The organism is Salinivibrio kushneri, from assembly GCF_027286325.1.
Lineage (GTDB): Bacteria > Pseudomonadota > Gammaproteobacteria > Enterobacterales > Vibrionaceae > Salinivibrio > Salinivibrio kushneri_A.
Map to the genome: position 1 here is coordinate 2,533,668 of NZ_CP114588.1, position 17,643 is coordinate 2,551,310.

Here is a 17,643-nt window from a genome sequence, read left to right on the forward strand (position 1 = left end):
TGCTTTATTCCTCAGGTTTTTCTTGCTGACGCTCGCCCTGTGGACGCTCACCAGCCCCTTGGTTATTGTTGTGGTGGCTTACAGCACGTGCCGGCACAACGGTTGAAATCGCGTGCTTGTACACCATTTGATTAACCGTATTTTTTAGCAGGATCACGAACTGATCAAACGATTCAATTTGGCCTTGCAACTTAATACCATTTACTAAGTAAATGGAGACAGGAATGCGTTCACGACGTAACGCGTTCAGGAATGGGTCTTGTAATGATTGCCCCTTAGCCATTATTTCTTTTCCTTATTTGTTTGTAATTGTAGTCAATTGTCGCGGTTAAGCAGCGTCCTTGTCAGTGACAGTATACATCAAGTTTCCGTCCCTGCTGTCAACGCTTTTGTCACCGTTTGTAAAGACAGCGACGGTGTGTCGCTATCAAGCCAAGTCACATTATCCCAGCCTCTTAGCCAGGTTATCTGACGCTTGGCTAACTGGCGCGTCGCGCAAATCCCACGGTAAACGGCTTCATCATGGGTGCAACGTCCGGCCAAATAATCCCACATCTGGCGGTAGCCGACACAACGAATCGAGGGCAGATCGACATGCAGATCGTCTCGTTCGTATAACGTCCGTACCTCTTTTTCAAACCCCGCGTCGATCATTTTGTCGAAACGAAGCTCGATGCGGCGATGCAATTCGCCTCGATCCTGAGGCGCTATTGCAAATTGGTGTACCTGATACGGCAAAGGTTCACCTTTTTTTTCTGTCAATGCTGTTAGGGTCTGGCCACTGATCCGATAGACTTCTAACGCCCGCGTAATTCGCTGAGGATCGTTAGGATGGATCCGCGCCCCCGACACGGGATCAACCTCACACAACTGAGCATGTAATGCTTCCCACCCATGCTGCTGCGCCTCGTTTTCTAACGCTTCACGGATGTCAGGATCCGCACTAGGCAACGGTGATAGCCCTTCTAGCAATGCTTTAAAATACAGCATGGTGCCTCCCACCAACAGTGGGATCTTGCCATCCGCGACGATCCGCGCCATTTCTGTGAGCGCATCGTCACGAAAGTCTGCCGCCGAGTAGGCTTCAGACGGATCACGAATGTCGATCAAACGATGTGGCGCTTGCGCTAATTCCTCCGCTGTTGGCTTAGCAGTACCAATATCCATCCCGCGATAAATCAGTGCCGAATCAACACTAATGATTTCCACTGGCAAGGTCTGGCGTATTGCAATGGCCAAATCCGTTTTCCCGGATGCAGTCGGCCCCATTAAAAAAATCGCTTTAGGCAGCGGATTAGTCATGCTGTAATGCTTCTATCACTGAGGTCAGGTCGAGGCGTTTAAAGTAGCGCTGACGGCCCTTTTCTAACGCATCCCCCTGCCAATATTGTTCAATGTCCGATACGGTTTGTACCGCTTGCGCAAGGCTGACTGGATCCGATGCTACTGTCAACTGCTTTGCCAGCCAACTGCACATACTCGCGCTGTGATCCGTGTGGGATTGGTCGGGGTCTAACCCACCCAAAAAATCCAGCAGTGCAGGTATAAATGCTTGCAAGTTATGTTGGCGTAGTGGCTGACAGACTGACATCACCATCAATTGCTGCCCTTTAGGGCGAATATGAATACCAAACTGACCAAGTAACGCCTGATACTGGATCACGCGCTGACACTCTTCTTCAGAGGCAGATAACCGTTGTGGGATCAATAGAGGTTGAGTGACTAGCCCTTCACCCAGAGCGGGTTGAAGCGCACCTTGATGGCGCCAGCACTCTAACCGGTGATGATCGACTAACCATAACCCCTCGCCCCAAGACATCAGCACATAGTGCTGCTCAACCACTGCAAGCACCTTGCCTAGTCCAGACTGGCCCGTGCACTCCGTTGTTGAGACGGTATCGAGCGTTGCTGGGATACTTTCAAAATGCGATAACGTTGTCGCGCTTCTTTGCATAGCACCACCAAGGTCAGTGCCTGCATCAGACTGGGGCGTCATCAACGCTTGATACGCTTGCGTCGCTTGCTTTGAAGGAGGGCTTGAGGGCGCAGCTGGTCTACCTGCCCACTCTGAACCGTGAGAGGAGCGGCCACGGTGTGAGCTGTCACTGGCGTCGTGCTTATACGATGCCGTATCACGCGACGAGGTCGTCAGTGATGAACCGCCGCCTTCGCGTTTACCCGGGTAATCAGGAAACGCGTCAACAGCTTGTTGGTAAGGGTTGGGTTTGGCGGTCGCAGAGGCGCGCGGCTGGTAGGTTACCGCTTCTCTTATTTCTCCCGTATCGGGATCCACGCCATTTTCAGCTGACAATGCCGCTTGTTGTAAACCATCATAAATAGCTTGATAGATAAAATCATGGACCAGGCGTGCCTGATGAAACCGGACTTCGTGTTTGGCGGGGTGCACATTGACATCGACTTGATGCGGGTCGACATCGATATACAACACAAACGCGGCGTACTGATCGTGCGCAAGGCTTTGTTCATACCCTTGACGAATGGCGTGGTTAATCAGCTTATCTTTCATCATTCGCTGATTAACAAAACAATGCTGCATATCGTTTTGCTGTCGAGCCCCTTCCGGTGTGCAAATCCAGCCGGTCAGTGCCATGTCGTGATGATGTAAGTCAATCCGCAACGCATGCTCAACAAATTTTTGCCCACAAATCGCCTTGACGCGACGCAGTGGATCGCCATTTTCTGGTACACGTCGATATTGGCGCACTTGCGTGCCGTTGTGGCGTAGATTGATGGTGATATCAAACCGGCTCAATGCAATGCGGCGTAATAGCTCATCAATGTGGCCAAATTCGGTTTTGTCGGTCCGTAAAAATTTGCGCCGCGCTGGGGTATTAAAGAATAAGTCTACCACTTCAACGGTACAGCCAACCGGATGGGCGGCGGGTTTTACATTCACCGCCATCTCTCGCCCCTCGGCAAACGCCGACCATGCTTCTTGCTGCTCAGCAGGACGCGAAGTGATGGTTAGGCGTGATACCGAGCTCACACTGGCTAGCGCCTCACCACGAAAGCCAAGGCTCATGATCGCCTCAAGGTCATCAAGGCTGTGGATCTTAGACGTAGCGTGTCGACTGAGGGCGAGCTGCAGATCCGCTTTACTGATCCCACACCCGTTATCACGCACACGGATCAGCTTGCTTCCCCCTTTTTCAATATCCACATCAATACGGGTCGCCCCCGCATCAATGCTGTTTTCTACCAGCTCTTTCACCACCGAGGCGGGACGCTCGACCACTTCACCTGCTGCAATCTGGTTGGCTAGGCGCGCGGGTAAAATCTCAATCGCCATATCAGCTTCCTGGGATGATCAAGGTTTGTCCGACCGCCAGCGTATCAGAGCGTAATTCATTGGCGCGGCGGAGGCTTTCAATGGTCACCCCGTAATTGCTGGCAATTTTGCCAAGGTATTCACCGCGTTTTACCTTGTGCTTCACCGCTGGTGATGTCGCGCCCGGCACTTTTAGCTTTTGCCCCACCCAGAGCGTGTCAGACTTCAAGTTATTCGCGCGGCGCAACGTCGCCACCGAGACTTGGTAGTGCTCGGCAATTTTGCCAAGAAACTCTCCGCGACTCACGGTGTGCGTCAGCGTACGCGTTGACGTCGTTTTGCTGGTCTTGCCTGCTAATTTAGCGACATCAACATTGGGGATCGATAACACTTGGCCAACCCGTAAGGTATTGGAGGTTAATCCATTCGCCGATTTTATCGCGGCGACGGAACTCTTATATTTTTTGGCAATGACCGACAGTGACTGACCGGCACTGACTTTGTGTTTTACCCCGTTTTTGCGCGCAGCAAACAAGGTGCCATCCGGCGGGAAGCGCTCAAAATAATTGCGAATACCATGATAGACCGCATCCGCGAGCCGGCGCTGATGATCACGCTGAAATAGCAGGCGTTCTTCTTGTGGATTAGAGATAAAGCCAACTTCGACGAGCAAAGACGGTATGTCTGGTGATTTTAATACGGCAAGGCTAGCGTGCTCTGGACTCGATTTATGTAACTTGGTGACTTTGCCGAGCTCCTTTAGTACGCGTTTCGCGACATTAAAGCCTTCCTTTTGCGAGTTACTAAACTGCAAATCCAACACCGCACGACTTAAATACTCGTCTTCATTATTCTGAGCCAGCAAAGAGCCCCCACCCAACAAGTTGGATTGCTCTTCGTGTTTTTCTATCCAACGACCAATTTCACTGTTCGCACGGCGACGAGAAAGTACCCATACTGACGCGCCTCGAGGCTGTGGTTTATGGAAGCCATCCGCGTGCACCGAGACCAATAAATGGGCTTTGTGTTTACGTGCAATTTCGGAACGACGGTTCAAGTCGACAAAATAATCGCCCGTACGGGTTAAGACCGCACGCATGCCGGGAACAGCGTTAATACGCGCCGCCGCTTGCTTAGCGATGGAGAGCGTGACATATTTTTCAAATTTGCGGCTCGGCCCCACCGCGCCGGGATCGTTACCGCCGTGTCCGGCATCAATGGCCACCACGATATCCTCAGTGCCAAAAGGCAATGCAGCCACCGTCTCACGCCGCTTCTTTTCAGCAACAGACAATTCGGGTTTGTTTTTATCCACCTTCTTTGGGTGGGGCAAGTCGACGACCAGACGATGGCCGTACTCACCACCGGGCGCGAGCGAGAAGATATGCGGCTTGGCACCGTCTTTTAATTCAAAGACTAGCCGGTAGGTCGATGCTTCTGGCGGGCTACTTTTACGGATCTTACTCAGAATGTCGCTGCCCTTGACCGGCTTAGGCAAACGCGTCGCCAGCTGGCTTTGCTTTAAATCAACCACCAGCCGATCGGGGCGTGACAGAGAGAAATAGCTAAAATCCGGTTTATCTTCAAGATCAACCACCACCCGTGTCTCATTGGGGGCGGGCCATACCCGAATATTTTCAATCTTATTGGCCCAACTTGTTGCACTCAACAAACTGGCGATCATCAAGATGCAAAGCCGCTGCCACATCATGCTAGTCTTCCCATTCTAGACGGTCGATAATTGCGATCCCAACGCGGGTATTCGCGTTAATAACCAGTTCTCGTTGCTCACCTTCATAGCGCAGAGTAATGTCTAGATCGGCGCGCGGTAACCAGCCTTGGCCTTTTTCCGGCCATTCAATCAAGCAAAGCGCTTGATCATTAAAATAATCACGGATCCCCATAAACTCCAGCTCTTCCGGATCACCCAACCGGTAAAGGTCAAAATGATAAACCTGCCATGGCGTTAACTGGTAAGGCTCTACGAGCGTATAGGTAGGGCTTTTCACATTACCAGTATGTCCCATTGCTTGCACAAAGCCGCGGCAGAACGTGGTTTTGCCGGCGCCAAGATCACCGTGCAAGTAACAAGTGGTACTTTGCGTACACGCCCGGGCAAGTGCGGCACCAAAGGCCACGGTACGATCGGCATCAGTTAACGAGGTGATAAAAGTCTGGGTCATACTACAACGGGATCTCATCTTTATATGGGTATTTGTCGCACCTGGGCGGCCTTTGCCATCCCAGTACGTTAATCAACTAGTTGCTGCAAATAGGGGAATAGATCGCTGGCCAATAATCCCCGTTCACCTGCCTCGGCCGCCTTGTCGCCCGCTTTACCATGAAGATAGCACCCCAGAGCCGCGGCAGGAAATAAGTCTACGCCTTGCGCAAGAAGACTGCCTATTACACCAGATAACACATCGCCCATTCCCCCTGACGCCATGCCAGGGTTGCCGACATTAGCAACGGCATAATTTGTGCCATCATATACGATTGTTCCCGCTCCTTTAAGTACGGCAACGCCACCATAACGCGTGTGTATCGCTTTGACGGCAGCAAAACGGTCAAGTTCCACATCTTTCGTGTCACAACCTAATAATCGTGCGGCCTCACCAGGATGAGGCGTCAGGATCCAGTCATCACGGTGTTGTGGCTGCCGCGCTAACTTATTGAGGCCATCGGCATCAATTACCTTGGGGCTTCGGGCATTCACGACAATATTCCATAGCGCGTCGGACCATGCACTCTGACCGAGTCCCGGGCCAATGACTAAATGTGTTGCCCACGCTAGCGTCTCGCTGAGTGATTGACCTGGCGCCCAATCTTGTGTCATCAGCTCAGGCTGACGGGTGACCAGCATCAACGTATGCGCTTTTTGCGTCACCACTTTGACAAGCCCGGCACCGGTCCTTAACGCTGCTTGTGCCGACAAGGTCACCGCGCCTGCCATACCTTGATCGCCGCCTAAGCACAGTACGCGCCCGAACTGGCCTTTGTGTGCACTACGCGCACGCTTTGGTAAATGCTGTTCAATCCAGTCATCGCGGACAAGATAGCCGGCGGGTGTACATTGACGCGCGAACGCTGTTGCCACGTTCAAACCCGCAAACAATAATTCACCGCGATGGGCAACCGCTTGACCGGTCAGCAGTCCTTGTTTGAGCGCAATTAAGGTGACGGTCATATCCGCATCAATGGCTACGCCTTTCACGCAGCCACTATTGGCACAAAGCCCAGAGGGAATATCTACCGCAACCACAGGTACGTCCGCGAGGTTGATGGCGCTGATCGCCTGAGCAAACGCCCCCTCTACGACACGCGATAATCCGGTACCTAAAATAGCATCGACGACCACATCAAACTGGCTTATGGTCGGTTGTTGCTCAACATAGCTACCACCACAATCTTGCCACTCTTGCCAAGCGGTCGCCGCATCACCCTCGAGTTGGCTTGGTGTCACTAGCGACCACACAGTGACACTTAACCCAGCAGATTTAGCAAGCCGGGCGATCACATAGCCATCACCCGCGTTATTACCAGCGCCACATACAATTAGCAGCCTCGCAGCATTGGGGTAATACTGGTTGATGCTATCAAACACCGACTGCCCCGCTCTTAACATTAATTGATACATGGGGATAGACAACGCTTGCGCAACAGCTTGCTCGCCTTCACGAACTTGCTCTGCGCGATAGAAACTCTGTGGTAAACTTGTCGCCATTAAGTGCCTCCATTGATTGTTCTGCACCACCCAAGGCCTCAGGATCTACCGCTATGTCGCAACCCAAGTCCGATGCATCCATTGATTTCGATCACCTCGCCCAACGTATCAAGCAATGGGGGCAAGCGCTAGGCTTCCAGCAGGTGGGGATCACGGATGTTGATCTCAAGCAACATGAAGCGCAATTGCAACGTTGGCTAGACAACGGGTATCACGGTGAGATGGCGTGGATGGCCAGACATGGCATGATGCGCGCCCGACCGGACGAATTAGTACCCGGCACGGTACGCGTGATCAGTGTGCGGATGAACTACTTACCCCCCAATGCAGGTTTTGCCCAAACACTGGCAAACCCTGATCTAGGATATGTGAGTCGTTACTCGCTGGGACGTGACTACCATAAGCTGATCCGCAATCGCTTAAAAAAACTTGGGCAACAAATCGAGCATGAAGTAGGCGCCTATGGCTACCGTCCTTTCGTCGACTCCGCACCAATACTTGAGCGTCCTTTAGCGGAAAAGGCAGGATTGGGCTGGACAGGCAAACACTCCCTGATCCTCAATGATGAAACCGGATCCTGGTTCTTCCTCGGTGAGTTATTGGTGGATCTGCCTTTACCTGTCGACACGCCTGTCGAGAATCAGTGTGGAAAATGCGTGGCCTGCATGACCAGTTGTCCAACCCAAGCGATCGTCGCTGAAGGCGTGGTCGACGCACGCCGCTGCATTTCCTACCTCACCATCGAATATGATGGCGTGATCCCACTAGAGTTTCGCCATGCCATTGGCAACCGCATCTATGGCTGCGATGACTGCCAGCTAGTTTGTCCGTTTAACCGTGAGGCCGAGATCACCTTAGAGGCCGATTTTCATTGTCGCCCCAGCCTTGAACAACAGCCACTCACCACACTGTTCAATTGGGATGAGGAGACTTTCTTATCGCTGACACAGGGATCGGCGATACGTCGCATTGGGATCCAAAAATGGCGGCGCAACCTGGCTATTGCGATGGGCAATGCCCCATTCAATCAAGACATTATTGACTGTCTCACTGCGCGGCTCGGCGAGGATGATCTGGTTGACGAGCACATAAAGTGGGCACTTAATGAGCAGGAGCAGAAACGACAGCGTATTGATGTCAAGCCGTTACCCACAGGGACGCGTCGTCTCGTGCGCATCGTAGAAAAAGGATTGCCTCGTGACGCTTAATCGAGGCTTACAAGCGGAAAGATGACACTATTCACATAATGTGGAAAACCGTCACGCAATGCGCATTTATGGTGCGCTTTTTGATAGTTAAACACATTGATGGTGCATTAAGCGAGCAAGATCACGTAAGTGCATAACACTGTGGATAAGCGTTAGTTAACCTGAAAGAAAACCCTATATTTTTATTATTTTACAAGCATTTATGGTGTTTTTGCGTTTATTTCATATGTGCAACATAGATATCGTGCCTGATGATAAGATAACCAGAACCATACACGGCAACAAATCCATTAACTGGTTTATCCACAACACTTCACTTGTGGATAAGTCTGTGCAGTATGAGTAAAAACCGCGCCACCATGCGCTTTCAGAGAAAGCATGGGCAGATGGGATTCGTGTAAGAAATGATGCTTCACAGCATTAAAGATGGCGCTATCTTAAACGCCACACTGGTGGTTAACCAAGTGATTGGAGCGACACACGGGGTTCGAACCCGTGACCTCAACCTTGGCAAGGTTGCGCTCTACCAGCTGAGCTAGTGTCGCTTATTCCGAATTGTTGTTTGGAGCGACATACGAGGTTCGAACTCGTGACCTCAACCTTGGCAAGGTTGCGCTCTACCAGCTGAGCTAATGTCGCATTGCTGATGCATTACATCGCATTTTAATTTGGAGCGACACACGAGGTTCGAACTCGTGACCTCAACCTTGGCAAGGTTGCGCTCTACCAGCTGAGCTAGTGTCGCTTAGATCGACCTGATCAATCTCAGATCGACATTAATTTGGAGCGACATACGAGGTTCGAACTCGTGACCTCAACCTTGGCAAGGTTGCGCTCTACCAGCTGAGCTAATGTCGCTTTCAACAGACGTTTCACGTCGTTAGGGCTGCGAATTATACGAAGAAAAAACCGGGTTGCAAGTGCTGACGAGCAAAATTTTGGTTTTTTCTTTTAATCGCTCAAAAGAACACCAGATCGATGACTGACTCATCAGATCGTTAAGATCCTCTCGCGATAGAAGCGTAATTCTGCAATTGATTCTCGGATGTCGTCAAGCGCTAAGTGCGTCCCCTGCTTCGAAAAGTCATTCAATATCTCAGGCTTCCAGCGTCGTACTAATTCTTTCAAGGTACTGACATCCACGGTGCGATAGTGAAAATAGCGCTCGAGTGCTGGCATGTGTCGATACAGGAAGCGTCGATCTTGCCCCACACTATTACCGCAAATCGGTGATGCGCCAGACGGCACCCATTGCGATAAGAACGCGATGGTTTGCTCAATGGCGGTTTGTTCATCAATATCACTTTGTTGTACGCGCGCTACTAGGCCGGACTGGCTGTGTGTTCGCGTGCACCAATCATCCATTTTGTCGAGCTCACTTTGCGGTTGATGTACCGCCAGCACGGGTCCCTCAGCCAGAATATTCAACTGTGCATCGGTGACAATTGTCGCGATCTCAATGATCTTATGTGTATCCGGATCCAGCCCCGTCATTTCCAGATCAATCCAGATTAAATTGTTTTCACTGAACGCCATTGAACTTGCCTTTTTTATCGATAAACCATGTATCATACTGTGCTTGATATGAAAGCCAACTTAACCGATAAGAGTCAACGTGGCAAAAAAGAAAAAGCTAACTAAGGGTCAACTACGACGGGTTAGATCCAACCAGCAGCGCCGGATCAAAGACAAAGATAATGATCTGCAGTGGGAAGATGCAGCGCTTGAATCTGCGCGTGAAGGGCGCGTTATCACCCGCTTTGGCCAGCATGCCGATATCGAAGACCCAGATACAGGAAAAGTGCACAGGTGCAACCTACGCCGCTCTGTCCATAGTTTAGTCACCGGCGACCGAGTGGTCTGGCGACCCGGTAAAGAAACCCTCGATGGATTTGCAGGGGTAGTAGAAGCCGTCCGTGAGCGTGATTCTGTGCTGACTCGTCCCGATTATTACGATGGGGTCAAGCCGGTGGCCGCTAACATTGATCAAGTCGTGATCGTTGCCGCGATCTTACCCGAATTGTCACTCAATATTATCGACCGTTATCTGATTGCCTGTGAGGCACTGGATATCGCGCCACTGATTGCTGTCAATAAAGTTGACTTATTGGACGAAGACGGTCGGGAGATGGTTGATGAACTGCTCGATATCTATCGAGAGATAGGTTATTCCGTGGTGATGGTCAGCGCAGACTCGGGCGAAGGCATGTCAGCCTTAACCCAACATCTTGACCAGCATGTCAGCGTCTTTGTCGGCCAATCCGGCGTCGGTAAATCAAGCTTGGTCAATACCCTGCTCCCTGACGTGCACGCCCAAACCTACCAGGTATCGGAAAATTCAGGGCTAGGCCAACACACGACCACCGCCGCACGTTTGTATCATTTCGACCAAGGTGGCGATCTGATTGACTCGCCGGGCGTGCGTGAATTTGGCTTATGGCATTTAGAGCCGGAACAAATTGCCCATGGCTTTGTCGAATTTCGTGATTATTTGGGTGGGTGTAAGTTCCGTGATTGCAAACATGGAGATGATCCCGGTTGCCTGCTGCGACAAGCGGTTGAAGACGGACATATTAGTGTCGAGCGTTTTGACAGCTATCACCGTATCATTGAGAGCATGAAAGAAGCCAAAGACAACCGTCAGTTCTCCCGCAATAAGCAACACTGAGCGGCTGTCACTTCGCCCACAGATTCGCTACACTGCGCGCCAGTAGAGGTGCGCATCAGCTGCATCATCAATCCGATAACTGGTTAGGACTACACTGTGCGAGACGATTTGAAAATCGGCCTACAATATCTTACGCCGAAACATGCGTTAACCCGATTTATGGGCAAGCTTGCGAGCTTAAAAGGTGGCTGGTTAACCACTGCAGTCATCAAGTGGTTTATCAAACAATACCACGTCGATATGAGCGAAGCGAAAGTCAGCGATCCGAGTTACTATAGCACCTTTAACGATTTTTTCGTCCGCGAGCTAAAGCCCGCACTTCGCCCTATCGAAGGCGATGACGACACACTCGTCTTTCCCGCAGATGCCTGTGTCAGCCAAGCTGGCGCCATCGATCAAGGCCGCTTGATTCAAGCGAAAGGCCATAGCTTCTCTCTGACCGAGTTAGTGGGCGGAGATGACACCCTTGCGGCGAAATTTGACCAAGGCGAATTTGCCACCTTGTACCTTTCTCCTCGCGACTATCACCGCGTCCACATGCCTTGCGACGGGATATTGCGAGAAATGGTTTATATTCCTGGCGATTTATTTTCAGTGAATCCATTGACGGCAGAAAACGTGCCTAATCTCTTTGCTCGTAACGAGCGCGTCGTGTGCGTTTTCGATACGGAATTTGGTCCCATGGCGCAAATATTAGTCGGCGCCACCATTGTCGGTAGTATCGAAACCACGTGGGCAGGTACGGTTACCCCACCCACTGGCGGCAGTATTCGTCGCTGGCAATACCCCAGTGAAGGGGAACAAGCGGTTCACTTTGCTCAAGGTGACGAAATGGGTCGGTTTAAGCTCGGCTCTACCGTGATTAACCTATTTCCCAAAGGCGCGGTACATTTTGATGATTGCGTTTACCCTGGAGAAGCCACACGACTCGGGCAACCTTACGCACATCGCCAACGCTAACCCATCTCACCCATCCAAGGTGGAAAATGTGAAATAAGGGGCATTTAAGCCCCTTTTTTGTGTCGAAATTCGGAGATTTTTCCCGTTAATCGTCGATGCAGCACCGTATGATAAGGATATTCCATTAGCGAGAACAAGGCGCACGCAGGTCTTAGCGTCTAAGACGGGACGCGCTCGCCCACCGATAACGAAGGAGCGTATTTGTGGTTAATGCTCATTTTATAAAATTGCTGGTCGCCCTCGGCTTACCGCTCATATTATTGCTTATCCCCACTGATTGGTTACCGATTGCCAACCTCACCATTATTCAACACCGTTTATTGGCGATCTTTTTGATGGCGGCATTACTGTGGGTGTTAGAGCCTGTGCCTGTTTTTTCTACGTCTTTATTGATAATCACACTACAACTGGTGATGATTTCAGATAAAGGCTTGCACTGGTTTCGCGGTATGAGCCCCCACCATCCACGTGGCGAATTAATTCCTTATACCGATATTCTCAGTGCGTTTTCATCCCCTATCATTATTCTCTTTATGGGCGGGTTTTCGCTTGCCATCGCCGCGTCAAAGTACGAACTGGATATCAACTTAGCACGCGTATTACTGAAACCCTTTGGTCAGCACCCTAAATTTATCATGCTCGGCCTGATGTTAATCACCGCAGTGTTTTCGATGTTTATGTCCAATACTGCCACCACGGTGATGATGCTGGCACTACTTACCCCAATCATCGCGGTACTGCCCAAAGGGGATCCTCTCATCAAAGCACTCGTGCTCTGTATTCCTGTAGCCGCCAATACCGGTGGTATTGCGACACCAATAGGGACGCCGCCAAACGCCATTGCCTTACAGTACTTAACGGGGGAGTATAAAGTCTCTTTTCTGGGCTGGATGCAGATGGGCCTGCCTTTCGTGATCGTTCAGCTCACCTTCGCCTGGTGGCTATTACAACGTCTCTTTCGTAGTCAACAGACCCAAGTGAATCTTGCTTTAGAGGGACGCTTTCTACAAAGCTGGCAGGCCTACACGGTTTACATTACCTTCGCCCTCACGATCGTGCTCTGGCTTACCACCAGCTTGCATGGCATGAATACTTATGTGGTGGCAGTGATCCCACTGGCGATTTTTACCCTCACTGGCATTATTGGTAAGCCAGAGCTCAAACAGATCAACTGGGATGTCTTATGGCTGGTCGCCGGCGGGATTGCGATGGGGATAGCACTCGATCAAACAGGACTTGCCGCGGCCCTCGCGCATGCGGTCGATTACAACTTGCTTACCGCCATGACGGTGCTGGTTACCTTATCAATTATCTGCTGGCTGATGGCGAACTTTATGTCCAACACAGCCACCGCCAACCTCTTAATGCCGATAGCTGCCGCCATTGCCACCTCCATGCCCGCGCTGGCAAGCATTGGTGGTATGCAGGGGCTATTAATTGTGGTTGCCTTCTCGGCCTCCTTGGGGATGATTCTACCCGTTTCGACACCGCCCAATTCGTTGGCGTATTCAACCGGCTTTATCAACAGTCAAGATTTGGTCAAGGTAGGGGTTATTTTAGGCGTCAGTGGTTTAGGTTTGGTCTACAGTGCAGTTGTCTTACTAACGTGACATGCGTTTAACAATTGAGAAATAAAAACGATAAATTCACTCCATCCTGTGTAAGTGGATATGTTTCATCGAGTAAAAATGGGATAACACTTGTGATGTAGGCAAAATAGAAAATGCGCGGCGCGGATAAGACAACGTTTAAAAAAACTTTATCAACGCTGGCCAAGCTTTCTACAATTAATCAGATACTCAATAAGAAAGTATCGTCGGAACGTGGTAGTACGAGGGATCTTTAATGAAATTCACCATCAAGACCAAAATATTGCTTGCTGTTGCTTTGGTCGTTGCCTTAGTCAGTGCAGTACAGGCATGGTTTTCCGTTAACCAATTGGAACAAGAGACGCAGCAAAACGTCACTGAGCAAATGCGCGATGTCGGTCTTTCCACCAGCAACTTTATCGAAGAGTGGCTTGATATCCGCAGTGACATGCTAGTCGCCAATGTGCCACTGATTGCGACTCAGCCTAATGTCGATCGTGAATTATTGCTGACCAAGCGCCAGGGTAACTTTCTCACCGTTTACGCCGGCTTTGCAGACGGCTCGATTGCTTATGGTGACAAAACAGAAAGCTGGCCGGCCAATTATGACCCACGGACTCGACCTTGGTACAAACAAGCCAACGCCGCTAATGAGCTAATCATCACCCCCCCTTATGTCGATGCTAATGGCGCTGGGATGGTGATCAGTTTTGCCAAATCGTTCAATCAACGCTACGAGGGCGTCATTGCTGCAGACCTCTCCGTTGACGCCATTGTGCAAGAAGTACTCAATGTGCGGTTGCCCAACCAAGGCTTTGCTTTTTTGGTTGATGGTAACAACAATGTCGTGGCTTATCGGGATACTGCGCTCAGTACCAAGCCCCTGACCCAGGTTGACGATGAACTTACCCCCGCTTTTATCCAACAGGCACGTAACAGTGATGCACTCTCAACCATTACTTTTGACGGTGACGGCAGAGAAAAACTGCTCGCGGTAACGCCCGTTGAAGGCGCTGACTGGAGCCTTGGCGTGGTGCAAGATAAAAAGTTGGCGTTTGCGTCTGTCTCCGAGCAGATTGTTTCCACCTTGGTCACGTCAGTGATCTTATTTGTGATCATTGCTCTGATTGCCGGGGCGCTTATCCACCGGATGTTGGCGCCGCTGACTCAACTGACACAGGCAGTAAGCTCGCTTTCAAAAGGTAGTGGGGATCTCACTCAGCGTCTTGATATTGTCCGTAAAGATGAAATTGGAGAGTTAGCCGGACACGTCAATGCGTTCCTTGAGCAGTTACAAGCGATGATAGGCCGCAGCGTCACTCAGAGTGTGACCCTATCGGATCGCGCCGACCAATGTCGCAACCTTGCTCACCAGTCCAGTAGCTTGGTGGGTCAGCAGCAAGGCGATGTTGATCAAATTGCCACCGCCATCCATGAGATGTCGACCACGGCTAACGAAGTCGCCAGTAATGCCGAACAAACCGCGCGCTCTGCCCAAGAGGCAGAGGGCTCATGCCGTGACGGCCTAGAGGTAGTGGAAAGCAACCGTGATGCCATTACCCAACTAGCAGAACAGGTGGAGCAAGCCACAGATGTGATCCGTGAATTGGATACCAACTCACAAAGCATCAACCAAATCATCTCCACTATTCAGGATATTGCCGAACAAACCAACCTACTCGCGCTTAACGCCGCCATTGAGGCCGCCCGAGCCGGTGAACAAGGACGTGGCTTTGCTGTCGTCGCTGATGAAGTGCGTGTATTGAGTCAGCGTACTCATGATTCCACGGAAGAGATCCGTAACATGATTGAAACGCTACAAAACACCACTCAACGCGCAGTAGATGGCATGACCCAAAGTAATGATATGGCGACTTCAAGTGTCGAACGCGCAGCCTCAGCGAGCGAGAAACTCAACGAAATCACCCGTGCAATCGGCGACATTTCTGAGATGGCGGCACAAATCGCCAGCGCGGCTGAAGAACAACGAGCGGTGACCGAAGATATCAACCGTAATACCCAAGCGGTGCGTGACCTCTCGTTAGAGATCCACCAAAAGTCCAATGAAACGGGCGAGCAAGGTGAGCAAATGGCGCAAGATGCGCAAGAAATGCACAACGACCTTTCCAAGTTCAAAGTATAACCTGCGCCACCGCAGTCTGCCTGCCTAGGTAGGCAGACTGTCACTGGCAGAAAGATCACAGATTCACCCTTATTCTCTCACTTTGCCGCTTTTGTGACCGCATTTTGTCTTATCGATCCAACTTTAGTGCAAACGTTGCGTATACACTTGTGACACTTTTCAAGCAGATGGAAATGTGTCTATGCCCAAGCCAACAATTAAGCTAAAAATCATTGTGGCTATTGCCTTTATCGTGGCCTTGGTCAGTGCGGTACTTGCCAGCATTTCTGTGCGTCAACTCCAAAGCGAGACGACTAGCAGTATCACCAAGCAAATGCATGATGTCGGGGATGCCACCGTCCAGTTTATCGACAGCTGGCTGAGTACGCGCGCCGATATGCTATTGGCAAACGAATCACTGATCGCCAACCAGGCTAATGTGGATCGCGAGCTTCTTGTCACCAAGCGAGCGGGGCGTTTCCTCTCCGTGTATGCCGGTTTTGAAGATGGCCGTATCGCCTACGGTGATAAAAGCGAAGATTGGCCCGCCGACTATGATCCGCGCACTCGCCCTTGGTATCAAAGCGCCAGTGACGCCAATGGCTTAATCATTACCGAGCCCTATCAAGATTTCGATGGCAGTTTGGTGGTCAGTCTCGCCAAAGCCTTTAATGGCCAATATCAAGGGGTACTAGCTGCCGATGTCACCGTGACCGATATTGTCGAGCAAGTATTAAATTTAAAACTCAGCAATGGCTTTGCCTTCCTCGTCGATGGTGACAACCGCCTAGTGGCCTATCGCGATACCGATCTTAGCCGTCAGCCACTGACTGAGCTTGACGAAGAACTCACGCCCACATTTATGGCTAGCGCGAGCGCCCAGCGCCAACTCACTACCTTCGAGCTTAATGGCAAAGAAAAGCTTCTCGCGGCGATCGAGGTTCCCAATACCGATTGGACCCTGGGTATCGTCGAAGATAAGACACAAGCCTATGCTTCGGTATCAGAGCAAATTACCTTTGTGGTGATTGCCTCAGTGATCTTGTTTATCGTGATTGCCTTTGTCGCCGGTGCGTTAATCAAACAGCTGCTTAAGCCATTAGGCGAGCTGACAGGCGCTGTACGTACTCTCTCTGCAGGCGAAGGGGATCTCACGCAAAGGCTCAACATCGCCCGCCAAGATGAAATTGGCGAACTGGCTGGATACGTCAATGCCTTCCTCGCTCAGCTCCAGCAGATGGTCGGTAAAGCGGTTAGTCAGAGCATGACGCTGTCAGAAAGCGCCGAAGAATGTCGCACCCACGCCCTGCAGTCCAGCCAGTTGGTTGATAAACAGCAAAATGATGTTGACCAAATAGCGACGGCTATCCACGAAATGTCGACCACAGCCAACGAGGTGGCAAGCCATGCTGAAGATACGGCCTCGTCCGCGCAACAGGCGGAGCAGTCATGCCAAGAGGGGTTAAGTGTCGTCAGTGATAACCGCAATGCTATCACTCAGTTGGCCGAGCAAGTAGAGCGAGCCACTAATGTGATCCGCGAGCTGGATGAGAACGCCCAGAGTATCAACCAAATCATCGCGACCATTCAAGGGGTGGCCGAGCAAACCAACTTGCTTGCTCTCAACGCAGCCATTGAGGCAGCCCGAGCAGGCGATCAAGGGCGAGGGTTTGCAGTGGTCGCCGATGAAGTGCGCGTACTGAGCCAGCGTACCCATGACTCCACCGAAGAGATTCGCAACATGATTGAGACGCTGCAGCACACCACACAGCGCGCGGTCGATGATATGACCCAAAGTAATGAAATGGCGACATCAAGTGTGGATCGCGCCGAAGCGGCCAGTGAGCGCCTCAACCAAATCACCAGCGCTATTGGTACTATCTCAGAAATGGCGATTCAAATTGCCAGTGCTGCAGAGGAGCAGCGTGCGGTCACCGACGACATCAATCGCAATACTCAAGCGGTAAAAGATCTGTCCTATGAGATCCACCAGCAAGCCAGTGCCACCGGCGATCAAGGTGAAAGCATGGCGCAAGCCGCGCGGGATATGCATCAAGATTTGTCAAAATTTAAAGTCTAGGTG

The 17,643-nt window shown here is 51.0% G+C and carries 13 protein-coding genes and 4 tRNA genes; 6 read left to right on the forward strand and 11 right to left on the reverse strand.

What is annotated here, in order from left to right; genetic code table 11:
- Positions 1-4: 4 nt before the first annotated feature.
- The 6 genes from hfq to N8M53_RS11650 all read right to left on the reverse strand — a co-directional run bounded on the left by hfq (position 5) and on the right by N8M53_RS11650 (position 7,013).
- Positions 5-283: an RNA chaperone Hfq gene (gene hfq / locus N8M53_RS11625; RefSeq protein ID WP_046074381.1), complete on the reverse strand. Its 279-nt coding sequence runs from the start codon at positions 281-283 to the stop codon at positions 5-7.
- Positions 284-360: 77 nt separating this feature from the next.
- A complete protein-coding gene (gene miaA, locus N8M53_RS11630) occupies positions 361-1,302 on the reverse strand; it encodes a tRNA (adenosine(37)-N6)-dimethylallyltransferase MiaA (protein ID WP_269578897.1) in 942 nt (313 codons plus the stop codon).
- Positions 1,295-3,310 (reverse strand): DNA mismatch repair endonuclease MutL, encoded by a 2,016-nt coding sequence (mutL, locus tag N8M53_RS11635; RefSeq protein ID WP_269578898.1) that lies wholly within the window; start codon positions 3,308-3,310, stop codon positions 1,295-1,297. The genes miaA and mutL overlap by 8 nt, the downstream gene beginning before the upstream one ends.
- A gap of 1 nt (position 3,311) precedes the next feature.
- Entirely contained in the window at positions 3,312-5,000 is a 1,689-nt protein-coding gene (locus N8M53_RS11640) for a LysM peptidoglycan-binding domain-containing protein (protein WP_269578899.1), read from the reverse strand.
- A 1-nt stretch (position 5,001) separates the two neighbouring features.
- Positions 5,002-5,472 carry a tRNA (adenosine(37)-N6)-threonylcarbamoyltransferase complex ATPase subunit type 1 TsaE gene (tsaE, locus tag N8M53_RS11645; RefSeq protein ID WP_269578900.1) on the reverse strand — a complete coding sequence of 157 codons (471 nt, stop codon included), beginning with the start codon at positions 5,470-5,472 and terminating at the stop codon, positions 5,002-5,004.
- Between the two features lie 68 nt (positions 5,473-5,540).
- Positions 5,541-7,013: an NAD(P)H-hydrate dehydratase gene (locus tag N8M53_RS11650; RefSeq protein ID WP_269578901.1), complete on the reverse strand. Its 1,473-nt coding sequence runs from the start codon at positions 7,011-7,013 to the stop codon at positions 5,541-5,543.
- Between the two features lie 80 nt (positions 7,014-7,093).
- Here N8M53_RS11650 and queG point away from each other — a divergent pair, with 80 nt between their 5' ends.
- The gene (gene queG / locus N8M53_RS11655) at positions 7,094-8,221 is read left to right on the forward strand and encodes a tRNA epoxyqueuosine(34) reductase QueG (RefSeq protein ID WP_269580041.1); all 1,128 of its coding nucleotides are present in this window, start codon (positions 7,094-7,096) and stop codon (positions 8,219-8,221) included.
- 469 nt (positions 8,222-8,690) lie between these two features.
- Here the strand turns inward: queG and N8M53_RS11660 are convergent.
- The 5 genes from N8M53_RS11660 to orn form a co-directional block, all read right to left on the reverse strand.
- Positions 8,691-8,766, reverse strand: a tRNA-Gly gene (locus N8M53_RS11660).
- Positions 8,767-8,784: 18 nt separating this feature from the next.
- Positions 8,785-8,860: transfer RNA gene (locus N8M53_RS11665), tRNA-Gly, on the reverse strand.
- A gap of 30 nt (positions 8,861-8,890) precedes the next feature.
- Positions 8,891-8,966, reverse strand: a tRNA-Gly gene (locus N8M53_RS11670).
- A 37-nt stretch (positions 8,967-9,003) separates the two neighbouring features.
- Positions 9,004-9,079 (reverse strand) — tRNA-Gly (locus N8M53_RS11675).
- A gap of 132 nt (positions 9,080-9,211) precedes the next feature.
- Positions 9,212-9,757 (reverse strand): oligoribonuclease, encoded by a 546-nt coding sequence (gene orn, locus N8M53_RS11680; RefSeq protein ID WP_269578902.1) that lies wholly within the window; start codon positions 9,755-9,757, stop codon positions 9,212-9,214.
- 79 nt (positions 9,758-9,836) lie between these two features.
- On the opposite strand from orn, the gene rsgA reads away from it, so the two are divergent.
- The 5 genes from rsgA (at position 9,837) to N8M53_RS11705 (ending at position 17,640) form a co-directional block, all read left to right on the forward strand.
- Positions 9,837-10,889 (forward strand): small ribosomal subunit biogenesis GTPase RsgA, encoded by a 1,053-nt coding sequence (gene rsgA / locus N8M53_RS11685; RefSeq protein ID WP_269578903.1) that lies wholly within the window; start codon positions 9,837-9,839, stop codon positions 10,887-10,889.
- 96 nt (positions 10,890-10,985) lie between these two features.
- A complete protein-coding gene (asd, locus tag N8M53_RS11690) occupies positions 10,986-11,849 on the forward strand; it encodes an archaetidylserine decarboxylase (RefSeq protein WP_269578904.1) in 864 nt (287 codons plus the stop codon).
- Between the two features lie 203 nt (positions 11,850-12,052).
- The gene (locus N8M53_RS11695) at positions 12,053-13,459 is read left to right on the forward strand and encodes an SLC13 family permease (RefSeq protein WP_269578905.1); all 1,407 of its coding nucleotides are present in this window, start codon (positions 12,053-12,055) and stop codon (positions 13,457-13,459) included.
- A gap of 235 nt (positions 13,460-13,694) precedes the next feature.
- Complete coding sequence (locus tag N8M53_RS11700) at positions 13,695-15,581, forward strand: methyl-accepting chemotaxis protein (protein ID WP_269578906.1); 1,887 nt, start codon at positions 13,695-13,697, stop codon at positions 15,579-15,581.
- 181 nt (positions 15,582-15,762) lie between these two features.
- Complete coding sequence (locus N8M53_RS11705; RefSeq protein WP_269578907.1) at positions 15,763-17,640, forward strand: methyl-accepting chemotaxis protein; 1,878 nt, start codon at positions 15,763-15,765, stop codon at positions 17,638-17,640.
- Positions 17,641-17,643: the final 3 nt, after the last annotated feature.